Genomic DNA, 22,263 nt, shown 5'->3' with positions numbered 1-22,263 from the left:
CAATTTAATTTGACGAATTGTTAATGGTTAACAAATTTTTCCCCATTATCAATTAAGAAGTTATACTTTCCACTACAACTTAGTAACAATGTAAGAGTTTGATTCTGTGGACAACCCGACCGTGGGAAAATCAAAATACCGAGACTCGAAGTTAGAGAGGAAAACCTTATAATATGCATCTGAGCGAAATCACCCATCCTAATCAGTTGCACGGTTTATCTGTTCGCCAACTGCAACAGATTGCCCGTCAGATTCGAGATAAGCATCTTCAAACAGTAGCAGTTAATGGTGGACACTTAGGACCAGGGTTGGGTGTTGTCGAATTAACACTAGGACTTTACCAAACACTGGACTTAGATCGGGATAAAGTGATTTGGGATGTAGGACACCAGGCTTATCCCCACAAACTGCTTACAGGACGTTACGATCGCTTCCACACCCTCAGACAAAAGGACGGAGTTGCGGGCTATCTGAAACGGGGTGAAAACAAGTTTGATCACTTTGGGGCTGGACACGCTTCTACAAGTATTTCAGCAGCATTGGGCATGGCTTTAGCGCGAGACTTGAAAGGGGAAAAATTTAAAGCTGTCGCTGTGATTGGGGATGGCGCACTGACTGGGGGTATGGCTTTAGAAGCCATCAACCATGCCGGACATATGCCGAAAACTAACCTGTTGGTTGTTCTCAACGACAACGACATGTCCATATCTCGCAACGTCGGCGCGATTCCCCGCTATCTCAACAAAATGCGCCTCAGCCAACCGGTGCAATTTATTAAAGATAATCTTGAGGAACAGTTGAAGCAAATTCCCTTCGTGGGTGAATCCCTGTCACCCGAACTCGGACGCATCAAAGAAGGTATGAAGCGCTTGGCTGTTCCGAAGGTAGGTGCAGTTTTTGAAGAACTCGGCTTTACCTACATTGGGCCAGTGGATGGGCATAATCTCGAAGAATTAATTGCCACTTTCCAACAAGCACATCAGATAATAGGCCCAGTCTTGGTACACGTGGCAACAGTGAAAGGCAAAGGTTATGAAATTGCCGAACTAGATCAAGTTGGCTACCACGCCCAAAGCCCCTTCAACGTCGCAACTGGCAAAGCCATTCCTTCTAATAAACCCAAACCCCCAGCTTATGCCAAAGTCTTTTCTCACACTCTGGTAAAACTTGCCGAACAAAATCCCAAAATCGTTGGCATTACTGCGGCTATGGCAACGGGGACAGGTTTAGATAAACTTCAAGCAAAACTGCCGAATCAATATATAGATGTCGGTATTGCGGAACAACACGCGATTACTCTAGCAGCAGGACTTGCAACAGAAGGAATGCGACCTGTAGCTGTTATTTATTCTACCTTTTTGCAACGCGCCTACGACCAAATAGTTCACGATGTCTGCATCCAAAACCTGCCAGTATTCTTCTGCTTGGATCGGGCAGGAATTGTCGGTGCTGATGGCCCCACTCACCAAGGTATGTATGACATTGCCTATCTGCGTTGTATTCCCAACATAGCAATAATGGCACCCAAAGACGAAGCAGAAATGCAAAGCATGATAGTAACTGGTGTTAACCATACCAGTGGCCCGATCGCAATGCGCTATCCTCGTGGCAATGGCTACGGTGTTCCCTTGATGGAAGAAGGTTGGGAACCTTTAGAAATCGGCAAAGGCGAGATTCTGCGTACAGGCGATGACGTGTTAATTGTTGCTTATGGCACAATGGTCTATCCAGGAATGCAAGCTGCGGAAATTCTCAGCGAACATGGCATTGAAGCAACTGTAATTAATGCTCGTTTCGTTAAACCGTTGGATACCGAGTTGATTTTGCCTTTAGCGAAGAAAATCGGCCGTGTTGTCACCTTAGAAGAAGGCTGTGTAATGGGTGGCTTTGGTAGTGCGATCGCCGAAGCTTTACTAGATGCAGATATTCTTGTTCCTGTCAAGCGATTCGGTGTACCAGATGTATTGGTAGATCATGCTGAACCCAATGAATCTAAGACAGAACTAGGTTTAACTAGTCATCAAATAGCAGAGAGAGTATTGCAAGCTTTCTTTAAGCAGCAAGTATCTGCATCTGCTGTGGTTTAGTTTACTTATCAACAGTATTATCTAAAAATAACCCCTATAACAGGGGTTATTTTTGTGAGAAGATTAGCGATCTCTATTTCTATTCACTCTTCACCAATTGCAATAATTTGATAATTACATCGTTTCCTGTGTCTGGGGATTGAACATCAAATCTTTCCCCGCCTTGTTTTGTTCTAGACGCAAACAATAGCTGATTTTACGTAGGGGCAATTGATGAATTGCCCCTATCTGGCTGGAAAAAATTTTTACTTATATAACAGATGTACGAAATATTTATAGAGTTTTAAATAATGCCCCGCATTTTGGACAATATTGATTTATCATTGCTACCGATTTTACGAAAAACCCTGAAAGTCTCCTATCGGGCAGATTTTTGCGTTGGCTACTTCAACCTCAGAGGTTGGCGAAGAATTGATGATTTAATTGAACAGTATGTTGGCAGTGAAAATGCTTGTTGTCGTTTGCTAATTGGGATGCAAAGCTTGCCTAGTGATGAAGTTTATGCGGCATTTTCCCTGAGTAGTGGTGATGGAAGGATTGATAACAGTAGCATCGTGCGGTTTAAAAAACGCATGGCGGCGGAATTTCGTCAGCAGTTGACTATCGGTGCGCCGACTAATCAGGATGAAGCGGGGTTGCGGCGGTTAAGTCATCAGCTAAAAAGTCAGAAACTAGTTATTAAATTGTTTCTCCGTCATTCTCTTCACGCCAAGTTATATCTTGTACATCGTCATGACCCTAACACTCCAACTGTGGGATTCTTGGGTAGTAGTAATCTAACCCTTCCCGGACTGGCGAAACAAGGGGAGTTAAATGTTGATATTTTAGACCACGATGCGTGTAATAAACTGCAAAAGTGGTTTAGCGATCGCTGGCAAGATTACGGTTGTGTAGATATTTCCCAAGAATTAGCGGAAATTATCGATCAGAGTTGGGCTAGGCAAGAGCTAGTTTCACCTTACTACATCTACCTCAAGATAGCTTACCACTTATCCCATGAAGCGATCGCAGGACTTTCAGAATTTCGCATCCCCCGCGAATTTAACAATTTATTTGACTTCCAAAAAGCCGCCGTACAGCTAGCAGCCCGTCATGTAACTAGGCGTGGCGGCGTATTAGTTGGGGATGTAGTCGGTTTGGGCAAAACTTTAGTTGGAACCGCCCTGGCGAAGATATTACAAGAAGATTGTTTTTTAGAAACACTGATTATTTGCCCAAAAAACTTGGTGTCAATGTGGCAAGAATATGTAAATAACTATCGGCTACTTGCCGAAGTTATGCCAATTAGTCAAGTACAAAATAAATTACCAAAACTCCGCCGTTATCGAGTTGTGTTAATTGATGAAAGTCATAATTTACGGAATCGTGAAGGCAAACGTTATCGAGCAATTACAGAATATATTGCTACTAACGAAAGTAAATGTATTTTACTATCTGCTACTCCATATAATAAAAGTTATCTTGACCTTTCCGCGCAACTCCGGCTATTTGTGCCAGAAGACCAAGATTTAGGATTAAGACCAGAAGCTTTAATTAATGAACTGGGTGGCAGTTCGATAGGAGAATTAGAGTTTATTAGAAAGCATCAATGTTCTGTGCGTTCTTTAGCTGCCTTTGAAAAAAGTGAACACCCTGATGACTGGCGAGAATTGATGAAGCGTTACATGGTGCGACTCGCTCTTTTATTAAAGATAATTATGCCCACACAGATGAAACCGGACGGAAATATTTAGAATTTGCTGATGGGACACGTTCTTATTTTCCCCAGCGTCTACCTCGGAGTCTCAAGTTTCCTCTAGAAGGTTCTGACACAGACTTTTATTCTCGGCTTTACTCGGAGTTAGTCGTAGAAGTAATTAATCAACTTAACTTACCTCGTTATGGGCTAGAGAATTACGTTATTGCTAAACACAAACAGCCGCCTACAGACGCAGAACAACGCTTTCTTAATAGCTTATTTCGTGGCGGTAGGAGGTCAATCTAAAGACCCAACAGTAATGACGGGAAGATTTAGCCCTGTGAGTAATGGAAAACGTGAACAAATTTCATCATCAGATGAGTTGCGGATTTTAATCGCCACCGATGTTTTGAGTGAAGGTCATAATTTACAAGACTGTGCAATTATTGTTAATTGGGATTTACCTTGGGCGATTATTCGCTTAATTCAACGCGCCGGAAGAGTAGACCGCATTGGCCAAAATGCTGATAAAATTCTCTGTTATTCTTTTTTACCAGCCGAGGGAGTAGAACGGATTATTAATTTGCGGGGACGACTCCGCAAACGACTGCAAGAAAATGCGGAAGTGGTAGGAACCGATGAAGCTTTTTTTGAAGATGATGATGCACGAGTAATTCTCGACCTCTACAACGAGAAATCTGGAGTTTTAGATGGCGAAGAGGATACAGAAGTTGATTTGACTTCAGAAGCATTTCAAATTTGGAAAAAAGCCACAGATGGTAATCCCGGCTTGAAAAAAACCATTGAAGAAATGGAAAATGTGGTTTATTCTACCCGCGCCCATACTCCGCAACCTGTGCAACCAGAGGGAGTATTGCTTTATATGAAAACCACCGAGGGTAATGATTCTTTGATTTATGTTGACCGCGATGGAAATAGTGTTACTCAATCACAATTAGCAGTTCTTCGGGTGGCGGCGTGTGAAGAATCTACTCCAGCGATACCCAGAGATAAACAGCATCATGAGTTAGTAAATAAGGGTGCTGAATTGATTGCTGAAGAAGAGAAAAATGCCGGGGGTCAATTAGGACGACCATCAGGTGCAAGATTCCGCACTTATGAACGGCTGAAGGGTTATGTTCAAGAAATGAAAGGAACACTTTTTGTTAGCGAAGAACTTTTAAAAGCAATTGATGAGATTTACCGTTATCCTTTGCGACAGTCGGCTATTGATACTCTGAATCGTCAACTGAGAAGTGGTATTAATAATCAACAATTGGCTGAGTTAGTAGTGGCGTTACGAATGGATGACCGTTTGTGTATTGTCACAGAAGAACTAGAAAAACGAGAACCTCAAATTATTTGTTCTTTGGGATTATTTTCTAATTCGTAATTCGTAATGACGCTCGATGACTCGCTAACTCTGCGCTAACGTAATTCGTAATTAAGGCAGAAGACGCGATAAATCGCGTCTTTATTTATTATCCGCAACACACCCTATAAACGGTTTAAAGATATAATTAAATTATTTTAGGAGTAATTTTTATGGTTATATTATCATCTAATCTTTCTTTAACAGAGTTTCTGCAATTACCAGAAACTCAACCAGCTAGTGAATATATTGATGCAAAAATCTATCAAAAACCAATGCCGCAGGGAAAACATAGCAGAATCCAAACTCGTTTATCAACTGAGATTAATCGGGTAAGCGAACCTGAGCAAAAAGCTTTAGCATTAACTGAATTACGCTGCACATTTGGAGGACGTTCTTTAGTTCCAGATATTGCTGTATTTGAGTGGTCACGGCTTGTTGTTGATGAAGATGGGGAAATTGCCAATAAATTTGAAACTTATCCAGATTGGATAATTGAAATTCTCTCACCTGACCAATTTCCTAACCGTGTGATTGATAAAATTATTTTTTGTATTAATCATGGGACAAAATTAGGTTGGTTTATTGACTCTAATGATAAATCGGTGATGGTATTTCAACCTAATAAATTGCCAGAAGTAAAATATAATAACGATAAATTGACTGTTATTGATGAATTAGCAGATTGGCAAATTACGCCAGCAGATATATTTAGTTGGTTAAAGGTTAAATAGTAAATCAATATATAAATGCTAGGGTACGTTAGCTTTTGGCGTAACGCACCCGACTGGATTTTAAAAATTAAACTGTTTGATTTGCTTCCAACCAGTTAAGTAAATCCTGAATGGCTGTAAAATCCAATAAAGCTTCGCCAAGTGCTTCTAATTGCTCTAAAGAAAGAGTTTGAATGCGCCCCCGAACCTCTTGTGGTAACTCTCCTACCCGTTTTTGTAGTAGCCGTAACACAAGTGTTTGTCCTTGTTCTTTTTTTCCGCGCTCGTAACCGATGCGCTCGCCTGTGGTAATGTAACTCATAGTTCGCTCCTGCTCAAATTGCTTAAACTCTTGCCAAAATTCTGCTTCCAAGGCTTTTGGTAAAATCATAACCCAATCAATAAATCGATAAAGGTTACGAATATCTTTTTCTTGCAATCCTAATTCATACAATCGGCGAATCAAGCTAAATTTCCAAACTTTACGTTCTCCTAGCTTTTTACTTGTTTGCTGCGTCTTCAAATGCGCCATTACTACAGTTGCAAATGGGTTGTCGCTGGCTTCTAATTCTGCCCAACGATTTTGATAATCCAGCAGCTTGACAGTTCCAAATTCAAAGTTAAGCCTGGTATTGGGATAATTATAACTATATTGATTGGGTCGTCATTTCGGGTCTGTATCACACAAAATTGCCAAACTCATGGCAGGTTTCCCAAATCTGTCAAAAATCCGCAGGTTATAGGAAAACATTCTTTCTGCAAAGGTGTCTTCTGATTTCGCCTGGATTTCTACATGGATTAATAGCCAAACTTCTTGTCCTTGAATTTGCCAGACTTTAACTAATTTATCTGCATATCTCCTACCAAGTTCGGCTTCGCGGGCTATTTGTTGAAATTCCTTATCGAGAAATTCGTGGGGACGTTCCCAATTAATTATTTTTGCTGTTTGGGGAAAGAAAAATTGCATTGCTTGGGGAAAGTAAGCTTCTAAAATTTCTTTCCACGGGCTATCATTATCTGCTCTTTCCACATCAGTTGATTGCTAGATAGTGTAGCAATCTTAAATCATTTGTGAACTCCAAAGTCAACCTCTATGGACTTTGCTTGTGTAGCTGCGAATTACTTTTACTCCTCAACTTACGCTTATACCCAATGGCAAGAGACGCGATGAATCGCCGTCTCTACAATAATTAACCCTTTGTAGAGACGGCGATTTATCGTGTCTTTGTTATATTGCGGAAAACACCGAAATTAGAAAGCAAACTGGGGTTTGAGAAAGTAAAAGCTTATTTTGCTTGCGGAAAACACCAAAATGAGAAAGCAAACCTGAGTTTGAATAAGTAAAAGCTTATTTTGCTTGCGGAAAACACCAAAATGAGAAAGCAAACCTGAGTTTGAATAAGTAAAAGCAGCTCTTGCTTGCGGAAAACACTGAAATGAGAAAGCAAACTGGGGTTTGAATAAGTAAAAGCTTCTTTTGAGAAAGCATTTCAGTGTTTTGAGAAAGTAAACAGGCATTTTTATAAAGCAATTAGGCGTTTTGATAAAGTAATCAGCAAATCTACCTGACAATTAAAAATCACGTCTGGATAAATAAAGCCGACATTCAAATAAATTGATAATTTTTCCGTATTATTTCTCAGCCTAATTAAATGTAAAGGATTTATAAAGTATAAAAAGCATGGGTAAAAATTTAACTCGTCTAAAGAGGGTTTCTTAAAGTCCGCCAACGCGGACTTTATTTTTAGAGCCACAGATTTATTTTCTGAGTGGCAAATTTACCATGCTGTTTTTTTTATTTTCTAAACGGATATTAACGAACTTCTTATCAAGCTGGATACAAATGTTTGTCGTCTACTAATGGATGATATTCTTCCTAATTTATCAATTCTTGACCCAGCTTGCGGTTCTGGTGCTTTTCTCGTGGCGGCGATGAAGACGCTCATCCAAGTTTATAGTGCGGTGTTCGGAACAATTAAATTGATGGATGATGGCATTCTCAAAAATAAGCTTGAAGAGATAGAAAATTCCCATCCATCACGACCTTATTTTATCAAAAAGCGGATTGTTTCTGATAACCTCTATGGTATAGATATCATGGAGGAAGCAACAGAAATTGCTAAACTGCGTCTTTTCTTAGCGTTGGTTTCTTCTGCTAATGATGTGGAAGAGTTAGAGCCTTTGCCTAATATTGATTTTAATATTATGGCGGGTAATTTGCTGATTGGTTTAATTAAAGTTGATGATACTGCTGTTGATGTAGTGGGAAATTCACTACAAGGAAATCTATTACAGTTTTTAGCCGCAGATAATTATAAGAAGATTTTAGAAGAAAAGAATAAATCTGTTGAGTTGTACAAAGAACACGCTTTCTCACCTAAACAATTACCCGATACAGATACACCTAAAGATACTCGATTGATACACATCCGCAGAAATATTGAACAACTCAAAAAAAAATCGCAAGAAAAGTTAAATCTTTTGCTGTTGGATGAGTTTAGTAAGCGTTTGGGTATCAAGTATGAGGAAGTTCAGTTAACTGGAAAATCACAGAAGCGGGTTTTGAAGGTTGAGGATATTGCAGCTTTGAAGCCGTTTCACTGGGGTTATCATTTTAATGAGGTTTTAGAACGCGGTGGCTTTGATGCGATTATTACTAATCCGCCGTGGGAAATATTTAAGCCACAGGCGAAAGAGTTCTTTGCACAGCATAATGAACTTGTGACAAAGAACAAGATGGATATTAAGGATTTTGAGAAAGAACAAAATAAACTATTACAAAATCCAATAATTGCAAGTGCTTGGTTAGAATATCAAAGTCAATATCCTTATGTCAGTGCTTATTATCGTTCATCTGAACAGTATAAAAATCAGATTTCTGTAGTGAATGGTAAAAAAGCAGGTACGGATATTAATCTCTATAAGCTGTTTACAGAACAATGTTTTAATCTTTTGCGTTTAGGCGGTGAGTGTGGAATTGTAATTCCTAGTGGTATCTACACTGATTTGGGGACTAAGCAATTGCGGGAGATGTTGTTTAGTCAAACTAAAGTGACTGGTTTATTCTGTCTTGAAAATCGTAAAGAAATTTTTGAAGGTGTTCATCGCAGTTTTAAAATAGTTGTTCTTACTTTTGTTAAAGGTAGTACAACAACTGAGTTTGCATCTGCATTTATGCGCCATGAATTGCAAGAACATTCGCTATCTGTAATGGAGTTTAAAAATGCATTAGATATCCGCATTTCTCAGAAAATGCTTAAGTTCCCTTTGTTGGGTAAAAAAATAGATGATAAGTGGAATTTACGTTTAACCCATGAGTTTGATATGACAAATGATAGTCATCTCTATTTTAAAGAACAAAAAACAGAGATGCTACCACTCTATGAAGGTAAAGTATTTCACCAATTCATTCATAAATGGAGTGAACCTAAGTATTGGCTTAATGAAACTGAAGCAGCTAAACAGTTATTATCACCACGTCAAAAATACATAGATAAAATTAGTAAAGAATTTTCTATTAAAGTATCTGATGGTGTACAAATATTTCTTGATTATCAATCTTATAGGCTAGCTTTTCGTGACGTAACTGCTAGCACTAATGAGCGTTCTATGATTATGACTATATTGCCAAAAAATGTTTTTTGCCCGCATACAGTTTCTCTAGAGCAAGTTTATGATGTTCGTGTCGAAAACGGAAAAATTAACCCTAATTACCAATTAATCAGCAATGCTGAAAAACTTTATATTTGTACAATAATGAATTCGTTTATTATAGATGCATATTTAAGACGAAGTATTACTAATCATCTTTCATTTTTTTTCGTATATGCAACACCCGTTCCACGTTTAACAAAAAACGATCGCAGCTTCAACGATATTGTACAACGCGCCGCCAAACTCATCTGCACCACACCAGAATTTGACGAACTCGCGCAAGAAGTCGGTTTAGGTTCCCATCAACAAGACGTTACCGACGAAGCAGAACGCGCCAAATTACGCGCCGAACTCGATGGAATGGTAGCACACCTTTACGGTTTAACCGAAGATGAATTTAGCTACATCCTCACAACATTTCCCATTGTGAATGCAACAGTTAAAGAAGCAGCATTAGAGGCTTATCGTAATTTTGCCTCAATGTTTGCAGAATCACAAAGAGTTGCATTAACTCATTAAAGCAAAGATAGCTGGCAATACGCTTGGGTTTTTGAGACGCGATAAATCGCCGTCTCTACAAGGGTTTTGGTCTTATCCAAACTATGTTTGCTGATGATTTTATGTAACTGTGAATACAAATTGACTTGTGATTTGGTGAAAACTCGCAGATTAGATCGCAATAAATAATTTATGCTATAAAAAACTCAAGATACATATTATCTGTAAAATTCTAATATTTTTAACACTAAATTTATAATTTGGAATCATCCTTAGTACAGATTAATTAAAAATTGCAACTTCTTAATAATTTATTTAAAATTTACCGAGAGGTTTACTACTATTGTGTTTCGTTAAAATTGAATTGCTGCTATCAATACAATAATGTATTTAAATAAAGTGTAATAAATTACTATATAAATCCGGCAGCATTTACTTAGTCGTCATATTAGAACCGTGAAAATTCATCCTCTCTCCGAATTTAACCATAGCCGCGATCGCCGTGAACAGGGTTTGCAAAATTTGCTCGATCGCCTTGTTAGATCAATGCAGCGCGATGAGTTAGTGCGGCAAACGACCAATCAACTCAGAGAGTCGCTTCAGGTTGATCGGGTGGTGTTGTATTATTTTTACGGGCAGTGGCAAGGACAAGTGACTTTTGAATCTTTAAGTTCTAAAGAATTTTCAATACTTGGTTCCACTGGCCCAGATGATTGTTTTAACAGCGAGTATGCTGCTTTATACTTAGCAGGACGGGTAAAGGCGATCGCTGATATTGAATTAGAGCCAATCCAGCCTTGTCACCGAGATTTTCTCCGCAATATGCAGGTTCGCGCCAACTTGGTTGCACCAATTGTCATCCCTAGAAAATTATGGGGATTACTAGTAGCACATCACTGTCAAGGGCCTCATTATTGGTCGGCATCAGATATAGAAATGATGCAAGCAGGGGCACAAACTCTAGCAACGGATCGTAATATTTTGGAGAGTTAAGTCACTGTGTATTCAAATCGCATACAGTTAAGTAGCAGAAATCCTTGCCAACACTGATTTTTTTAGTTAAGGAGAAAGAACTGTGAAATTTGCTTACACGGTTATTTGGGTAGACGATGTAGTTAAAACCGTTGAGTTTTACGAAAAAGCCTTTGGTCTGGTTCGTCGCACTCTCGTGGATAAGGGACAATCTATCTGGGCGGAAATCGAAACCGGAAACACCACACTAGCTTTCTCCTCTAGTAGCGAGGCACAGAAGTTATTTCCTGGTGGCTGCCATCCCAATGATGCTACACAACCACCAGCATTAATCCAAATATCATTTATTACTCCTGATGTTGGCAGTGCTTACATGAGAGCGATCGGGGCTGGTGCAAAAGCATTAGATGCTCCTAAAAGTCAGCCTGGGGGACAAATGATTGCTCGTGTCCGCGATCCCAATGGCGTGCTGGTGTCGTTGGTGAGTGGCTAGTACTGCTTCTCTACAAGACGCTACACGAATGCTTAACGCTGTTTTATGACTCTCATGAGATAAAAATTAGAAACCTGTGTTGTAATTAGTTTTTATAAATCTAGGCGTAGTAACGCGTCTAGTCTAATTTGTGGGGTTAAGTAATCAACCATAGTTAAGTTTTGGTTATTTCACACTTATAAACCCAATATTTTAAACTTGCCGCGCTACTACAAATATTTTATTTTTTCAGAGTAATAAAAGAGTGTTAATTCGTAATGGGCTGCTATTGCGAATCATGCGTGTCAACTTAAACCAAAAATAGCGTACTGATTAGGTGTTGTTCACCCGCCAGGGAATATAATTAAGAGACTAATTGCTCAAGTCTACTGAAGTAGACTGAAAATTTTCGCGCTCTAAAGTCCTCTGAAGAGGACTTTAGCTATGAGACAGGGATTTACAATCCCTGGCAGACGTGAGGTTTCGCGTTAAGTGGAAACCAATGTATTGCGAACGCCGCGCTACGCTCTAAGCAAAGCTATGCCGCAGGGTTTACGTAATTGTAATTACCATTGCGTAAGGGTTTTACTAATTCGGGCTTCAAACAAGCAAAGCTATAATTACCATAGCCTCTAGCTATGTTCCATACTTCTATGACTCACCTTCTGACAGTGGAACTGAACGATCAGATTTTCGCCGCAATTCAGCGACAGGCTGAGGCAATTGGTGTTCCTCCTGAACGGCTAGCTGCAACGTTGCTAGAGCAACAGTTTGGGCAAGTTTTTAAATTGTTACTGTCTGAAGCACAAAAGGAGACAGCACGAGCCAGATTTGAACGCCATTTTGGGGCACTTAATCTCGAACACACCGTTGATTTGAACAATGAGAGCATTGATGCAGATTTGGTGAGAGAGTATGCCAGTAACCACGAGGAGGGTTGATGCTCTTCGATACCTCTGGGTTGCTTTGTTTGCACTATCAGACTGAGCCTTTGCATACTGAAGCTACTGCTGCCTATAAAAGATTACTACGAGCAGCAGGCTAAAACCACAATGAAAGATTTTATGGATTCCAATGCTTTGCTGTGTGCGGTGATCGCAAATCATATTACCACCAATCCTCAGCAACGAATTACTTTCGCCCAATTCATGGATTTGGCACTATACCACCCTGAATACGGCTACTATTCCAGCGATGCACTCAAAATTGGCTTTAAAGGTGGTGATTTTTTCACCTCTCCTAACCTCTGTGCTGACTTTGGTGAGTTACTAGCAGAACAATTTTTTCAGATGTGGGAGATTTTAGGAAAGCCTGTAACCTTTTCTCTGGTAGAAATGGGAGCAGGTCAAGGATTGCTAGCTTTGCATATCCTTAAATATCATCAACAGCACTCCCCAGATTTTTTTACCGCCCTAGAGTACATTATTGTTGAAAAGTCCCCAACTTTAAGACAAGAACAGCAGCAACGCTTGCAAGATTTACCGGTGCGTTGGTGTAATTTAGAGGAAATACCACCAAATGCGATCGCAGGTTGCTTTTTCTCTAACGAGTTAGTAGATGCTTTCCCCGTGCATCAATTCATCCTAGAAACGGGAGAACTCCGAGAAATTTATGTAACTACAGATAGTAATGAGAAAGAAATCTGCTCATCATTTGTGGAAGTCACAGGGGAACCTTCAACGCCCCAACTAGCTGAATATTTAGACTTAGTGGAAATGAACTTTACCCAAAGTGCATATCCAGATGGCTACCGTAGTGAAATTAATTTAGCTGCTCTAAACTGGTTGAGTATAGTAGCAGACCGCTTGCAGCGCGGCTATGTGTTAACAATTGATTATGGCTACCCCGCCAGCCGTTACTACAATCCCAGGCGATCGCAGGGAACGCTACAGTGCTATTATCAGCACCGTTTCCATGACAACCCTTATATCAATATTGGGCGACAAGATATCACTGCCCATGTTGACTTTACGGTTTTGGAACGCTGGGGCGAGAAGTGCAATTTAAAAAATGTTGGTTTTATCCAGCAGGGATTATTTTTGATGGCGTTGGGATTAGGCGATCGTATTGCAGCCCTTTCCGAGCAAAAGGAACCTCTCTCGCAGTTACTACAGCATCGGAACGCACTACACCAACTTCTAGATCCCACAGGACTCGGCGGCTTTGGAGTCTTAATTCAGGGCAAAAATCTGGACAATACAGAAATATCTCAACCATTAAAAGGATTGATCCTGCCAGAGTAAGCGTAAATTTGAAAAGTTAAAACTCTATTTAAGAATGCAGTATCAGTCTTATTTGGACTAGCATAACAGTGATTACAGTAAAGTTAAACACACTACCAAAGTAATAATTATGTCCACTCATGACCTGTTAATGCTAGTAACACTACTTACCCCTGGTATATTACTTTCAGTGATAATTATGTTGACTTTTGCTGCCGGTGGTTGATTGCCAGAGTTAGGAAGTAAGAAAACTGGGATTTATGACTGTATTTTAAATTTCAAACAACTACTTCCCAACTAAATTTGAATCAAACAATGCGATGTTCACGATGGGCTATGAAAGCTCAATGACTCGCTCTAAGCGTTGGCGCACCCTATCATAGAGACGCTACGCCAACGCTATTGGTGACGCTGTATTAAAGGAACATAAAAAATGAAGGTGGCATTTCTGGGAACTGGACTGATGGGACTACCAATGGCTCAAAGGTTATTAGCCGCAGATATACAGCTAATTGTCTACAATCGTACCCCAGAAAAATTAGCACCACTACAAGCAGCTGGGGCTGAAATTGCTACACATCCCCGCCACGCCATTCGTGCTGCTGAGTGTATAATTCTCATGCTGACTAATGCCCCAGCCATTTATAACGTGTTGCTTTCAGATACTGCTTGGCAAACTTTGAAAGGGCGCACAATCATCCAAATGGGAACAATTACGCCCACAGAAAGCCAGGAAATTAGAGATGCAGTTGTTGGGGGTGGTGGTGAGTATTTAGAAGCGCCCGTATTAGGGGGTATCCCAGAAGCAAAAGCTGGTAAATTGAGTGTTATGGTAGGGGCCGAGCCAGAACAATACGAACATCACTTGAAGTTACTCCAAAATTTTGGGGCAGAACCTTTACTTATCGGGCCAGTGGGATCTGCGGCGGCGCTTAAATTGGCACTAAATCAACTAATAGCTTCTCTAACAACTAGCTTTGCTCTGAGTCTAGCTTTTGTCCAGCGTCAAGGTGTAGATGTGGATGTGTTTATGCAAATCTTACGCGACAGTTCCTTCTACGCACCTATCTTTGACAAAAAGCTACAACTGATGTTATGTGGCAATTATGCCGATGCTAATTTTCCTACAAAATACTTACTTAAAGATACGGAATTATTTATCTCAGAAGCAAAATCTCAAAGTTTGGATCTTAGCAGTATTAAAGGAGTGCGGCAAATCTTGCAAACAGCCGTAAAAATGTCATTTGCTGATGATGATTACTCATCAATATTTTCAGTCATTAAGGAATGGGGAGAAGCGATCGGCGAATAAAGACTTTAAGCTCATCTCACACCTGAAGTCAATGGATTGTGGGGAAAAGGGTAAAGGTATGAAATTTTCCCTTACCCTACCATCTTGCAAAAGCTACTGTTGCAAGATGTCTAAGCAAGCTACGCCCACCGTCTTCCTTTCAAAGAAGCAAGTGCTGTTAGTTTCGTCAACTTATTCGCGTAGAATCTCTGACAGCAGTTTATTCTCACGTCAAGTGGCGTTTGACGATCAAAGCCCAACAAATACCTTGGTCATATTGGGCTTTGCTAATATTCAAGACAGTAAGTGCAATTTTTCTTAACCTAAACGTATTGACTTGTACGCTCCTCCAAAATTATAAATTAAAACTTTTTAAAATTAAAATATAGTCTATAGTCAAATTCCGAATATACTTTTGGGATTAAGATTTTTTTCATAGTATTTACACGCAAAGAAATAATTTAAAAGGTATTAAATGAGGCTTTTTACAATTGGCGACAGTGTTTCTCAAGGCTTTATGTCTTTGGCAGCAGCCCGGACAGACCTTTGTTTTTCAACTTTGATTGCTAGGTCAATGGGGCAAGCAGTTGGTACTCAATATCTATATCCTGAATGGTTTATGGGCGGCCTACCAGCCAATATTGAGAAGATTCTACGACGTTTGGAAAAAAGATATGGCTCAGATATCAACGCCCTAGATTGGCTGACCATATTGCCAACTTTTGAGAGTGTACTTGATGAAACTGAAGATTTCTTTGAACGGGGAGCAGGTAGTGCTGAACAGCCTTATCCAGGAGGAAGTGAATTCTTCCACAATGTAGCAATTCAGGGCTTTGATATTGCTGATTCTTGGATGATAACACCCAATATCTGCAAGTATCAAATTAAACTTAGTAACGACAAGGGAGATGGCAAGCCTGGTTTCTTGACTCTGCCCAATGCTGCCTTCTATCGAATTGCACTTAAAGTTCTCAACCCGTCTTTAAATCCTCTTTTTAACGACTATAGCCAACTTGATTGGTTGAACCATCATGCAACCGCTCTAGAGGGAGTTGAGAATTTAATTCTCTGGTTAGGAGCAAACAATGCACTTGGAACTGTGATCGGTTTACAAATTAATCAAACTCCCAATGACCCAGATCAGACTCTTAACAACCCAGCTCAAAATCCCAAATCATTCCGTGAGGTAAGAGAACAATGGAACCTGTGGCATCCCAATGATTTCGAGGCTGAATATCGAGAATTGCTCAATCGGGTTGATGGAATCATGCAAAACAACACCAACCCTAATTGGAATGTCTTCATTGGGACAGTACCGCTTGTAACTATTGCGCCATTGGCAAAAGGCGTAGGTTCAACTACTGAAATTGATGTACCGGGAGAGGATAAACCTTCATCTTACTACAAATACTACACTTATTTCCCCTTTGAAGAGGATACGGTTCGAGAGACCGGAACCTTATACCTGACGCTACAAGATGCCCTCTACATAGATGACTGTATTCGCAGATACAATAAAGTAATCAAAGAACTCGTCAAGACTAAGAACAGTCAGTATTCGCAACCACGCTATCATATTGTCGATCTCGCCAATGCTTTACAACAAATTGCCTTCAAGCGAAATGCCGGACAAGTGCAGTATGAATTCCCAGAAGAATTCAAGTTTGCCTATCCCCAGGTCAATACAAAATACTACCACGCAGACACAACTGGACGACTACGGCAAGGTGGACTATTTAGTTTAGATGGGATTCATCCATCTGCCATTGGTCAAGGGTTGATTGCTTACGAATTCCTCAAAAAGATGAAAGATGTTGGAGTTGTTAATAACACCCAACTAGATTGGAAGTCGATCTTTTCCAGCGATCAACTTTATTCCCAACCTATTACTTTGATGCATGAATTTTACGACAATAAAGAATTTGCTGAAACCATCATCAAGCTATTTGGCAGAAATCCACTTGGCAGAAATCCGCTTGGCAGAAACCCAGTTAAGAATTGAAGATTTGGTTAGGCTAAAGAGTTTAATCCTAGATTGTCTCTGGTCATAGCGTCGTGATTATTTCAGTAAGAAAACTTAACATCTTCAAGGATAGGATGTTTGAAAAGTATTTTTGTAACATCTAAGTCTCGAAAAACTAACTCTTCCTGGACTCCATTCTCTTGCATGGAATGGAGTTTTTTTTAATCCTCTCGACCTTTTGGGGAGAGGCTGAGAGAGAGATTTTGAGTATATATACTTTACAACTTTTCAAACAACCTCTTACCTCGACTTTATCCATTTTTTTGCAACGCGAACACTATCGCTGAAACCTTTGTGGGACGGTAGTTTTACTTTTTTAACTTCATCCATAATCTGTGACGTGGAAAAAGTATTTGCCAAAAAGCCAGGGTTTTTGCCGAATAAAGAAAGCCAAGTTTTTAATTTTGGATAAAGTCGAGCTTACTGAGGATAAAGATTAGTAATACTGCTCACTATCGGTGATATTGAGATGCTTAGTGAGTAGCCAGACTGTCTTCTATTGACTCGAAAATTGCTCTAATAGACGATCACTGACCATTAATAGTAGTTGAGCGGGGAAATGGTAGAGATTCAGGCACAGACGAAGGCTGAGGCTGAGGTTCGGGTTGAGGATTGAGAAAATCCTGCCAAGTCTTAATTTGCTCTTGCGCTGCACTGTAAGCAGCACTACCGCGTGGAACCGATTTGGCAATGTCAATGCCTCTAGCAATATCAGACTGACCTTGAGTGCGTGCTATTTCTAGCAATTGCTGACTCCATTGGTCAATAGCCTGATTTGCATCCATACGTAAGATGCTATTGTTTGAAACTCGATCCGCCAGTCGTATTGCCTCAACCAAGGCTTCTGGAGTGCCAGCCGCACCCACTTCCTGGGCTTTTTTCCAGTTTTCTCTAGTGCGAATTTGCCCTTCCCAGTCATTGATCGCAGCTTGTGCTTCTTGTGAAAGCGCCCTTCCCGATGAGGCTATTTGTTGAGCTGTGCTAATGGCGGCGGTGAGATTTCCACTCTGGGCCAGTTCTTGTGCTTGATCTAGGTAAGGTTGGTCTTGAATTCGCTCAATCTTTCCTACCCAAGTACGAATTTTTTTCCGTGCTTCTGGATATAATGCACGACCTCTACGAATTTCGCTCGCCTGGGCGATCGCAGCTTGCAAGGAGTTAATATCCTCGAATATTGCTATCTGATCGGCGCGATCTAAGTAAGGTTGATCTTCAATTGTCTCCACTTGGGCATTCCAGCGACCGATCTCTTGCCTTGCTTCTGCGCCTCTGGGATTACTAGCAGGAATCAGCTGTACTTGGGCGATCGCTGCTGTTAAATTCGGGACTGTTCCCTGGCTAGCCAATATTCTCGCTTTTTCTAGATGGGCAACATCTTCAATTTCCAACTGCCAACGGGCAATTAGTTGCTGTGCTTCGTTATACACTGGTCTGGAGGGATCTATTTGTTGCGCTTGCGCGATCGCTGCCTCTAAACCAGAAACATTACCGATCCAAGCACTCCTTTTGGCGTCAGCTATGGCAATAAAGTCATCAGTTTCGCCTTGTAGTTTCGTACTTTCCGGTATTTGCCTAGCAATATTCAGTGCTTCATCCGCATCCTGCTTGTCTAGTTTCGCCTGTGCCAATTCCAGCATTTTGCGTCCAAATGCTGGAACCGCTTCCTGAGCTTTTTGGTAAAGGTAACTTTCCTGCCCAATGGACTCGGCTAACTCGATCGCTTTTAGGATATTATCGACTACTTTGCTGTTTGCTAAACTTTCGGCTTTTCCTAACTTATCGCCATCTTCCCGTGCTGTGGCAATTAGACGATTCAATTGGTCGTATTTGATACCCGCCCAATATTGATTGTCTACGCGCAGCATTTTAGCGGATAACATGAACGCCGATTGCCAGCGCCGTTCCTTTACTTCGGCGATCGCACCGTTGTATGTGGCTTCAGCCTTTGACCAAATCGACTGCCATTTGTCAACTTGTTCATTGACTAATTTATAAGCTGCTACATCTTCGGGTATCTTACGAGCAGTCGCGATCGCTTCCTCTAAATTCCCTGTTTGGAAACTTTGATCGGCTAGCTTCAAAATATCCCGCGACCATTCTTCGATGAAACGATCGATTTCTCCATGCAACGGGTGATTTTGTGGTAGTTGCTTCACCAGAGCGATCGCTTGCAATAGGTCGTTCACTGTTTGCTTAGAAGCCGCTAACTGAGCGCAATGCAACCGCACAGAAGCACTAGCTAGCGGCCAAAAAATCGATGGGCAATTAGGGGCAGTTGGCAACTTTAGCAGCATTGCCATTGCCAAGAATCCGACACTGCCGGGAATCAACATTAGTAGTACTAGCCACAATGTCCAGCTTTTCATCCAGCGTGGCCATTTTCCAGAAGTACTATTGAGTTGGGCAGTTTCTTCTGAATTACTATTTATAGGTAATCCTTTCGTATGGTTTTTTTTTCGCCGCTTCACTGACTTGGAGGTAGAACCAGTAGCTGGGACATCAAATGGCTGAGTTTCACCGAATTTTTCTGTTCGGGATAATCTTTTGTTTTGATCTGGCTCTCTTCCACTGGCTGAAGACCAACTGTCTGGAATATCCCGCTCTGTCATCTCTCACACCAAAATAATTGAATAGCGCTCTGTTTTAGGTTGATAATTCCATTGTTGACATAGTAACTTTCTCATCATTAAAAAGCTACTTTTTTGATTATCTCTCTCCACAGAGTACCATTATCAATCTCAAAAATCAGTGCTATTTTATACTTTATCCTTAAACAGCAGATTCGGCTTGCAAATCGGAAATTAGTTGAGCTAACTGATCGCTACTTGCCTGGTAGACGTTGCCGCAAAAGTCGCAAGTTGCTTCAGCACCATCATCCTTAATAATCATATCTTGCAGTTCAGCTTCTCCCAAAATCTTCAGTGCCCCCAAAACGCGATCGAAAGAGCAACCACAGTGAAAGCGCAACATTTGGCGTTCGGAAAAGATTTCCAACCCCATATCTCCCAATAAGTCACCAAAGATTTCAGGTAACGTCTTGCCAGCTTGCAATAATGGCGTAAATCCTGCTAGACCAGCTACCCGTGATTCCAATGTTTCTACTAAGGCTTCGTCTCTAGCGGCTTTGGGCAATATTTGTACCAGTAATCCTCCCGCAGCAGTTACTCCGGTTGCTCCCACGAACACACCTAAAACTAAAGCCGAAGGTGTTTGTTCAGAATTCACCAGATAATGAGCGACATCATCACCAATTTCGCCAGAAACTAGTTCTACCGTACTAGAGTAAGGATAACCATAACCGATATCTCGCACAACGTAGAGGTAGCCGCCACCAACAGCACCACCAACATCTAACTTACTTTTGGCATTAGGAGGCAATTCTATAGATGGATTCCCAACATATCCGCGTACCGTACCATCTAAGCCTGCATCTACTAATATGCCACCCAAAGGCCCATCGCCCTTTACGCGGACATTCACCCTCGATCCAGTTCGCTTCATACTAGAAGCCATTAACAAGCCCGCCGCCATAGTCCGACCCAGTGCTGCTGTTGCCACATAAGAAAGCTTATGGCGCTGCCGTGCTTCTTCTGTTAAACGTGTGGTGACCACACCTACGGCACGAATTCCACCTTCGGCTGCTGTTGCACGAATTAACTGATCCGCCATGAATAACCTTACATTTCTTAACAAGTTCACTTTTTCTATTCTAAGTTCTCTGCTGCAAGAAAAGTAACGTAGTGGGGTGTTACGCAAATAAATGGCTGTCATTGGTCACTTGTACTGAGTTTCGACTGCGCTCAACTACCGCGTAGTCGTAAAGCCTGCGGCATAGCTTCGCTTCGGGCGTAGCCTCTTGTAGAGAAGTATTGGTCATTAGTTCTTTGCAAAGGACAAAGGACTAATGACTAATGACAAAAACTATTTGCAATATTAGAAATAGCGATGTCTTAATCTTTAGGTAATTCGATAAAAATGCTGGGTAATTTTCAACAAAGCCAACTGCGGATCGAAATCGAAGCATCAACGGATGCAATTCGTGACAGTCTCCTGCATCCCGTGCAACTAAAAAAATGGCTTTTAGGGCAACGTTTTGCGCCAGGTATGCCAGAAAAACTGCTTCCTGGATTCCAGTTTACAACCTGGACTGGGCCAGTCGCGATTCATCATCAGGTAAACGTTGTCAAATCCAATTGCCTACGCTTAGTACTCAGTGGAGGCATTGATGGGTTCCACGAATGGTACTGGGGAGAAGGTTGGGTACAGTCCCGCTTGGAAGGAATTTCAATTTTGCCCTTGAATTTGGGTCAAACACTCAGCTTGTTGAGCTTGCGTCAGTTTTTAGCAACTCAAGAACGTTGAATCGACTGAACATAGAAAGGGGATTTTCCTTGTCTCTATGGCTAGCCCTTTCAAGGTGACTCGAAAAATCTCTTTTTTCTCTCTGTGCCACGGACACTTTGCTCAAGTAGGGAAATCCGCTCATGCAAGTGTCCTCCTCTGTGACTTTGCAGTTTCAAAGCAATTTGTCTAACCACCTCAGACGCAGAGAACACAGAATTGCATAGGTTGAAATTCTTAAACCCTAATGCACCATGTTGACCACTTCCCAGACTCATAGGAATTAGTTCTCCATTGACCAATTCATAGCGCGTATCAGTGCCATCTATTTCAGGTATTCCTCAAAGGTTAGTTTTGGGCTAGTTATAGCCATTGCTTCCCTTTGCAAATCTTTACCTTGGTTTTACAACCAATACTGAACAATTAGCCTCTTCTACAACTTGACTGCTAACAGAACCCTGAACAATTCGTTTCATCCCCATCAAGCCTCGACTACCAATTACGATCAAGTCAGCTTTATAAATATTGGCAAGACGAATAATCTCTTCAGCGGGATCGCCAGTTACTAACTCTAACTCACTTCTGGCTGATAACTTTTCCTGATATAGTTGGAGTTGCTTTTCAATATGAAAATAAGAAAACGTTGGGGACTCTGGCTGAGGGCGATCAGCAGGTAGTTCCATTTCTGACTCTGGTGTGAGAAACACATGACAGAGAATAACCTTGGCGTCTTTTGAAAACACCAAATTATCTAAAGCTTGAATTACTCGTTCTGAGATATCCGAACCGTCCAGAGCTACCAAAACACTATTTAGCACTGCTCTCGTCTCCTAAAGAGTAGACCCCTTACATACATAAGTATCTAGCAAAATTAGTCGGCAGTGACACTAAACTAATTTTTTATCTGATACTTAGTTTATAGATTTAAAGCTACGCCATA

The 22,263-nt window shown here is 40.9% G+C and carries 15 protein-coding genes and 1 pseudogene; 12 read left to right on the top strand and 4 right to left on the bottom strand.

Annotation, left to right across the window (positions count from 1 at the left end):
* Positions 1-173 precede the first annotated feature (173 nt).
* The 4 genes from dxs to RMX69_RS07150 all read left to right on the top strand — a co-directional run bounded on the left by dxs (position 174) and on the right by RMX69_RS07150 (position 5,871).
* Positions 174-2,087, top strand: coding sequence for a 1-deoxy-D-xylulose-5-phosphate synthase (dxs, locus tag RMX69_RS07165; protein ID WP_322637019.1), 1,914 nt, complete (start codon positions 174-176; stop codon positions 2,085-2,087).
* A gap of 290 nt (positions 2,088-2,377) precedes the next feature.
* Complete coding sequence (locus RMX69_RS07160) at positions 2,378-3,820, top strand: phospholipase D-like domain-containing protein (protein ID WP_322637018.1); 1,443 nt, start codon at positions 2,378-2,380, stop codon at positions 3,818-3,820.
* Positions 3,821-3,988: 168 nt separating this feature from the next.
* On the top strand, positions 3,989-5,158 hold the full coding sequence (locus RMX69_RS07155) for a helicase-related protein (protein WP_322637017.1): 1,170 nt from the start codon (positions 3,989-3,991) through the stop codon (positions 5,156-5,158).
* Between the two features lie 152 nt (positions 5,159-5,310).
* Entirely contained in the window at positions 5,311-5,871 is a 561-nt protein-coding gene (locus tag RMX69_RS07150) for a Uma2 family endonuclease (RefSeq protein ID WP_289796663.1), read from the top strand.
* A 67-nt stretch (positions 5,872-5,938) separates the two neighbouring features.
* Here RMX69_RS07150 and RMX69_RS07145 read toward each other — a convergent pair.
* A pseudogene (locus tag RMX69_RS07145) lies at positions 5,939-6,817 on the bottom strand (DUF4351 domain-containing protein).
* A gap of 893 nt (positions 6,818-7,710) precedes the next feature.
* Between RMX69_RS07145 and RMX69_RS07140 the strand changes: the two are divergent.
* The 7 genes from RMX69_RS07140 (at position 7,711) to RMX69_RS07110 (ending at position 16,961) form a co-directional block, all read left to right on the top strand.
* Positions 7,711-10,023: an Eco57I restriction-modification methylase domain-containing protein gene (locus tag RMX69_RS07140; RefSeq protein WP_322637016.1), complete on the top strand. Its 2,313-nt coding sequence runs from the start codon at positions 7,711-7,713 to the stop codon at positions 10,021-10,023.
* 435 nt (positions 10,024-10,458) lie between these two features.
* Entirely contained in the window at positions 10,459-10,995 is a 537-nt protein-coding gene (locus RMX69_RS07135) for a GAF domain-containing protein (RefSeq protein ID WP_289796661.1), read from the top strand.
* A gap of 82 nt (positions 10,996-11,077) precedes the next feature.
* The gene (locus RMX69_RS07130; RefSeq protein WP_289796660.1) at positions 11,078-11,467 is read left to right on the top strand and encodes a VOC family protein; all 390 of its coding nucleotides are present in this window, start codon (positions 11,078-11,080) and stop codon (positions 11,465-11,467) included.
* A gap of 632 nt (positions 11,468-12,099) precedes the next feature.
* Complete coding sequence (locus RMX69_RS07125; protein WP_289796659.1) at positions 12,100-12,387, top strand: hypothetical protein; 288 nt, start codon at positions 12,100-12,102, stop codon at positions 12,385-12,387.
* A 123-nt stretch (positions 12,388-12,510) separates the two neighbouring features.
* A complete protein-coding gene (locus tag RMX69_RS07120; protein ID WP_289796658.1) occupies positions 12,511-13,689 on the top strand; it encodes a class I SAM-dependent methyltransferase in 1,179 nt (392 codons plus the stop codon).
* A 412-nt stretch (positions 13,690-14,101) separates the two neighbouring features.
* On the top strand, positions 14,102-14,980 hold the full coding sequence (locus RMX69_RS07115; protein WP_322637015.1) for an NAD(P)-dependent oxidoreductase: 879 nt from the start codon (positions 14,102-14,104) through the stop codon (positions 14,978-14,980).
* Positions 14,981-15,434: 454 nt separating this feature from the next.
* Positions 15,435-16,961 carry a hypothetical protein gene (locus RMX69_RS07110; protein WP_289796656.1) on the top strand — a complete coding sequence of 509 codons (1,527 nt, stop codon included), beginning with the start codon at positions 15,435-15,437 and terminating at the stop codon, positions 16,959-16,961.
* Between the two features lie 548 nt (positions 16,962-17,509).
* Here the strand turns inward: RMX69_RS07110 and RMX69_RS07105 are convergent.
* Both RMX69_RS07105 and hslO read right to left on the bottom strand, forming a co-directional pair.
* Positions 17,510-19,591 carry a chromosome segregation ATPase gene (locus tag RMX69_RS07105; protein ID WP_322637014.1) on the bottom strand — a complete coding sequence of 694 codons (2,082 nt, stop codon included), beginning with the start codon at positions 19,589-19,591 and terminating at the stop codon, positions 17,510-17,512.
* Between the two features lie 160 nt (positions 19,592-19,751).
* Positions 19,752-20,651, bottom strand: coding sequence for an Hsp33 family molecular chaperone HslO (gene hslO / locus RMX69_RS07100; protein WP_322637013.1), 900 nt, complete (start codon positions 20,649-20,651; stop codon positions 19,752-19,754).
* Positions 20,652-20,957: 306 nt separating this feature from the next.
* On the opposite strand from hslO, the gene RMX69_RS07095 reads away from it, so the two are divergent.
* The gene (locus tag RMX69_RS07095) at positions 20,958-21,344 is read left to right on the top strand and encodes a hypothetical protein (protein WP_289799969.1); all 387 of its coding nucleotides are present in this window, start codon (positions 20,958-20,960) and stop codon (positions 21,342-21,344) included.
* A 371-nt stretch (positions 21,345-21,715) separates the two neighbouring features.
* On the opposite strand, the gene RMX69_RS07090 is transcribed toward RMX69_RS07095, so the two are convergent.
* Positions 21,716-22,141, bottom strand: coding sequence for a universal stress protein (locus tag RMX69_RS07090; protein WP_289796653.1), 426 nt, complete (start codon positions 22,139-22,141; stop codon positions 21,716-21,718).
* Positions 22,142-22,263 lie beyond the last annotated feature (122 nt).

This window comes from Nostoc sp. EspVER01, from assembly GCF_034530635.1.
Lineage (GTDB): Bacteria > Cyanobacteriota > Cyanobacteriia > Cyanobacteriales > Nostocaceae > Nostoc.
Note: the sequence above shows the minus strand (reverse complement) of the source record. Positions and strands in the feature narration are given on the sequence as shown.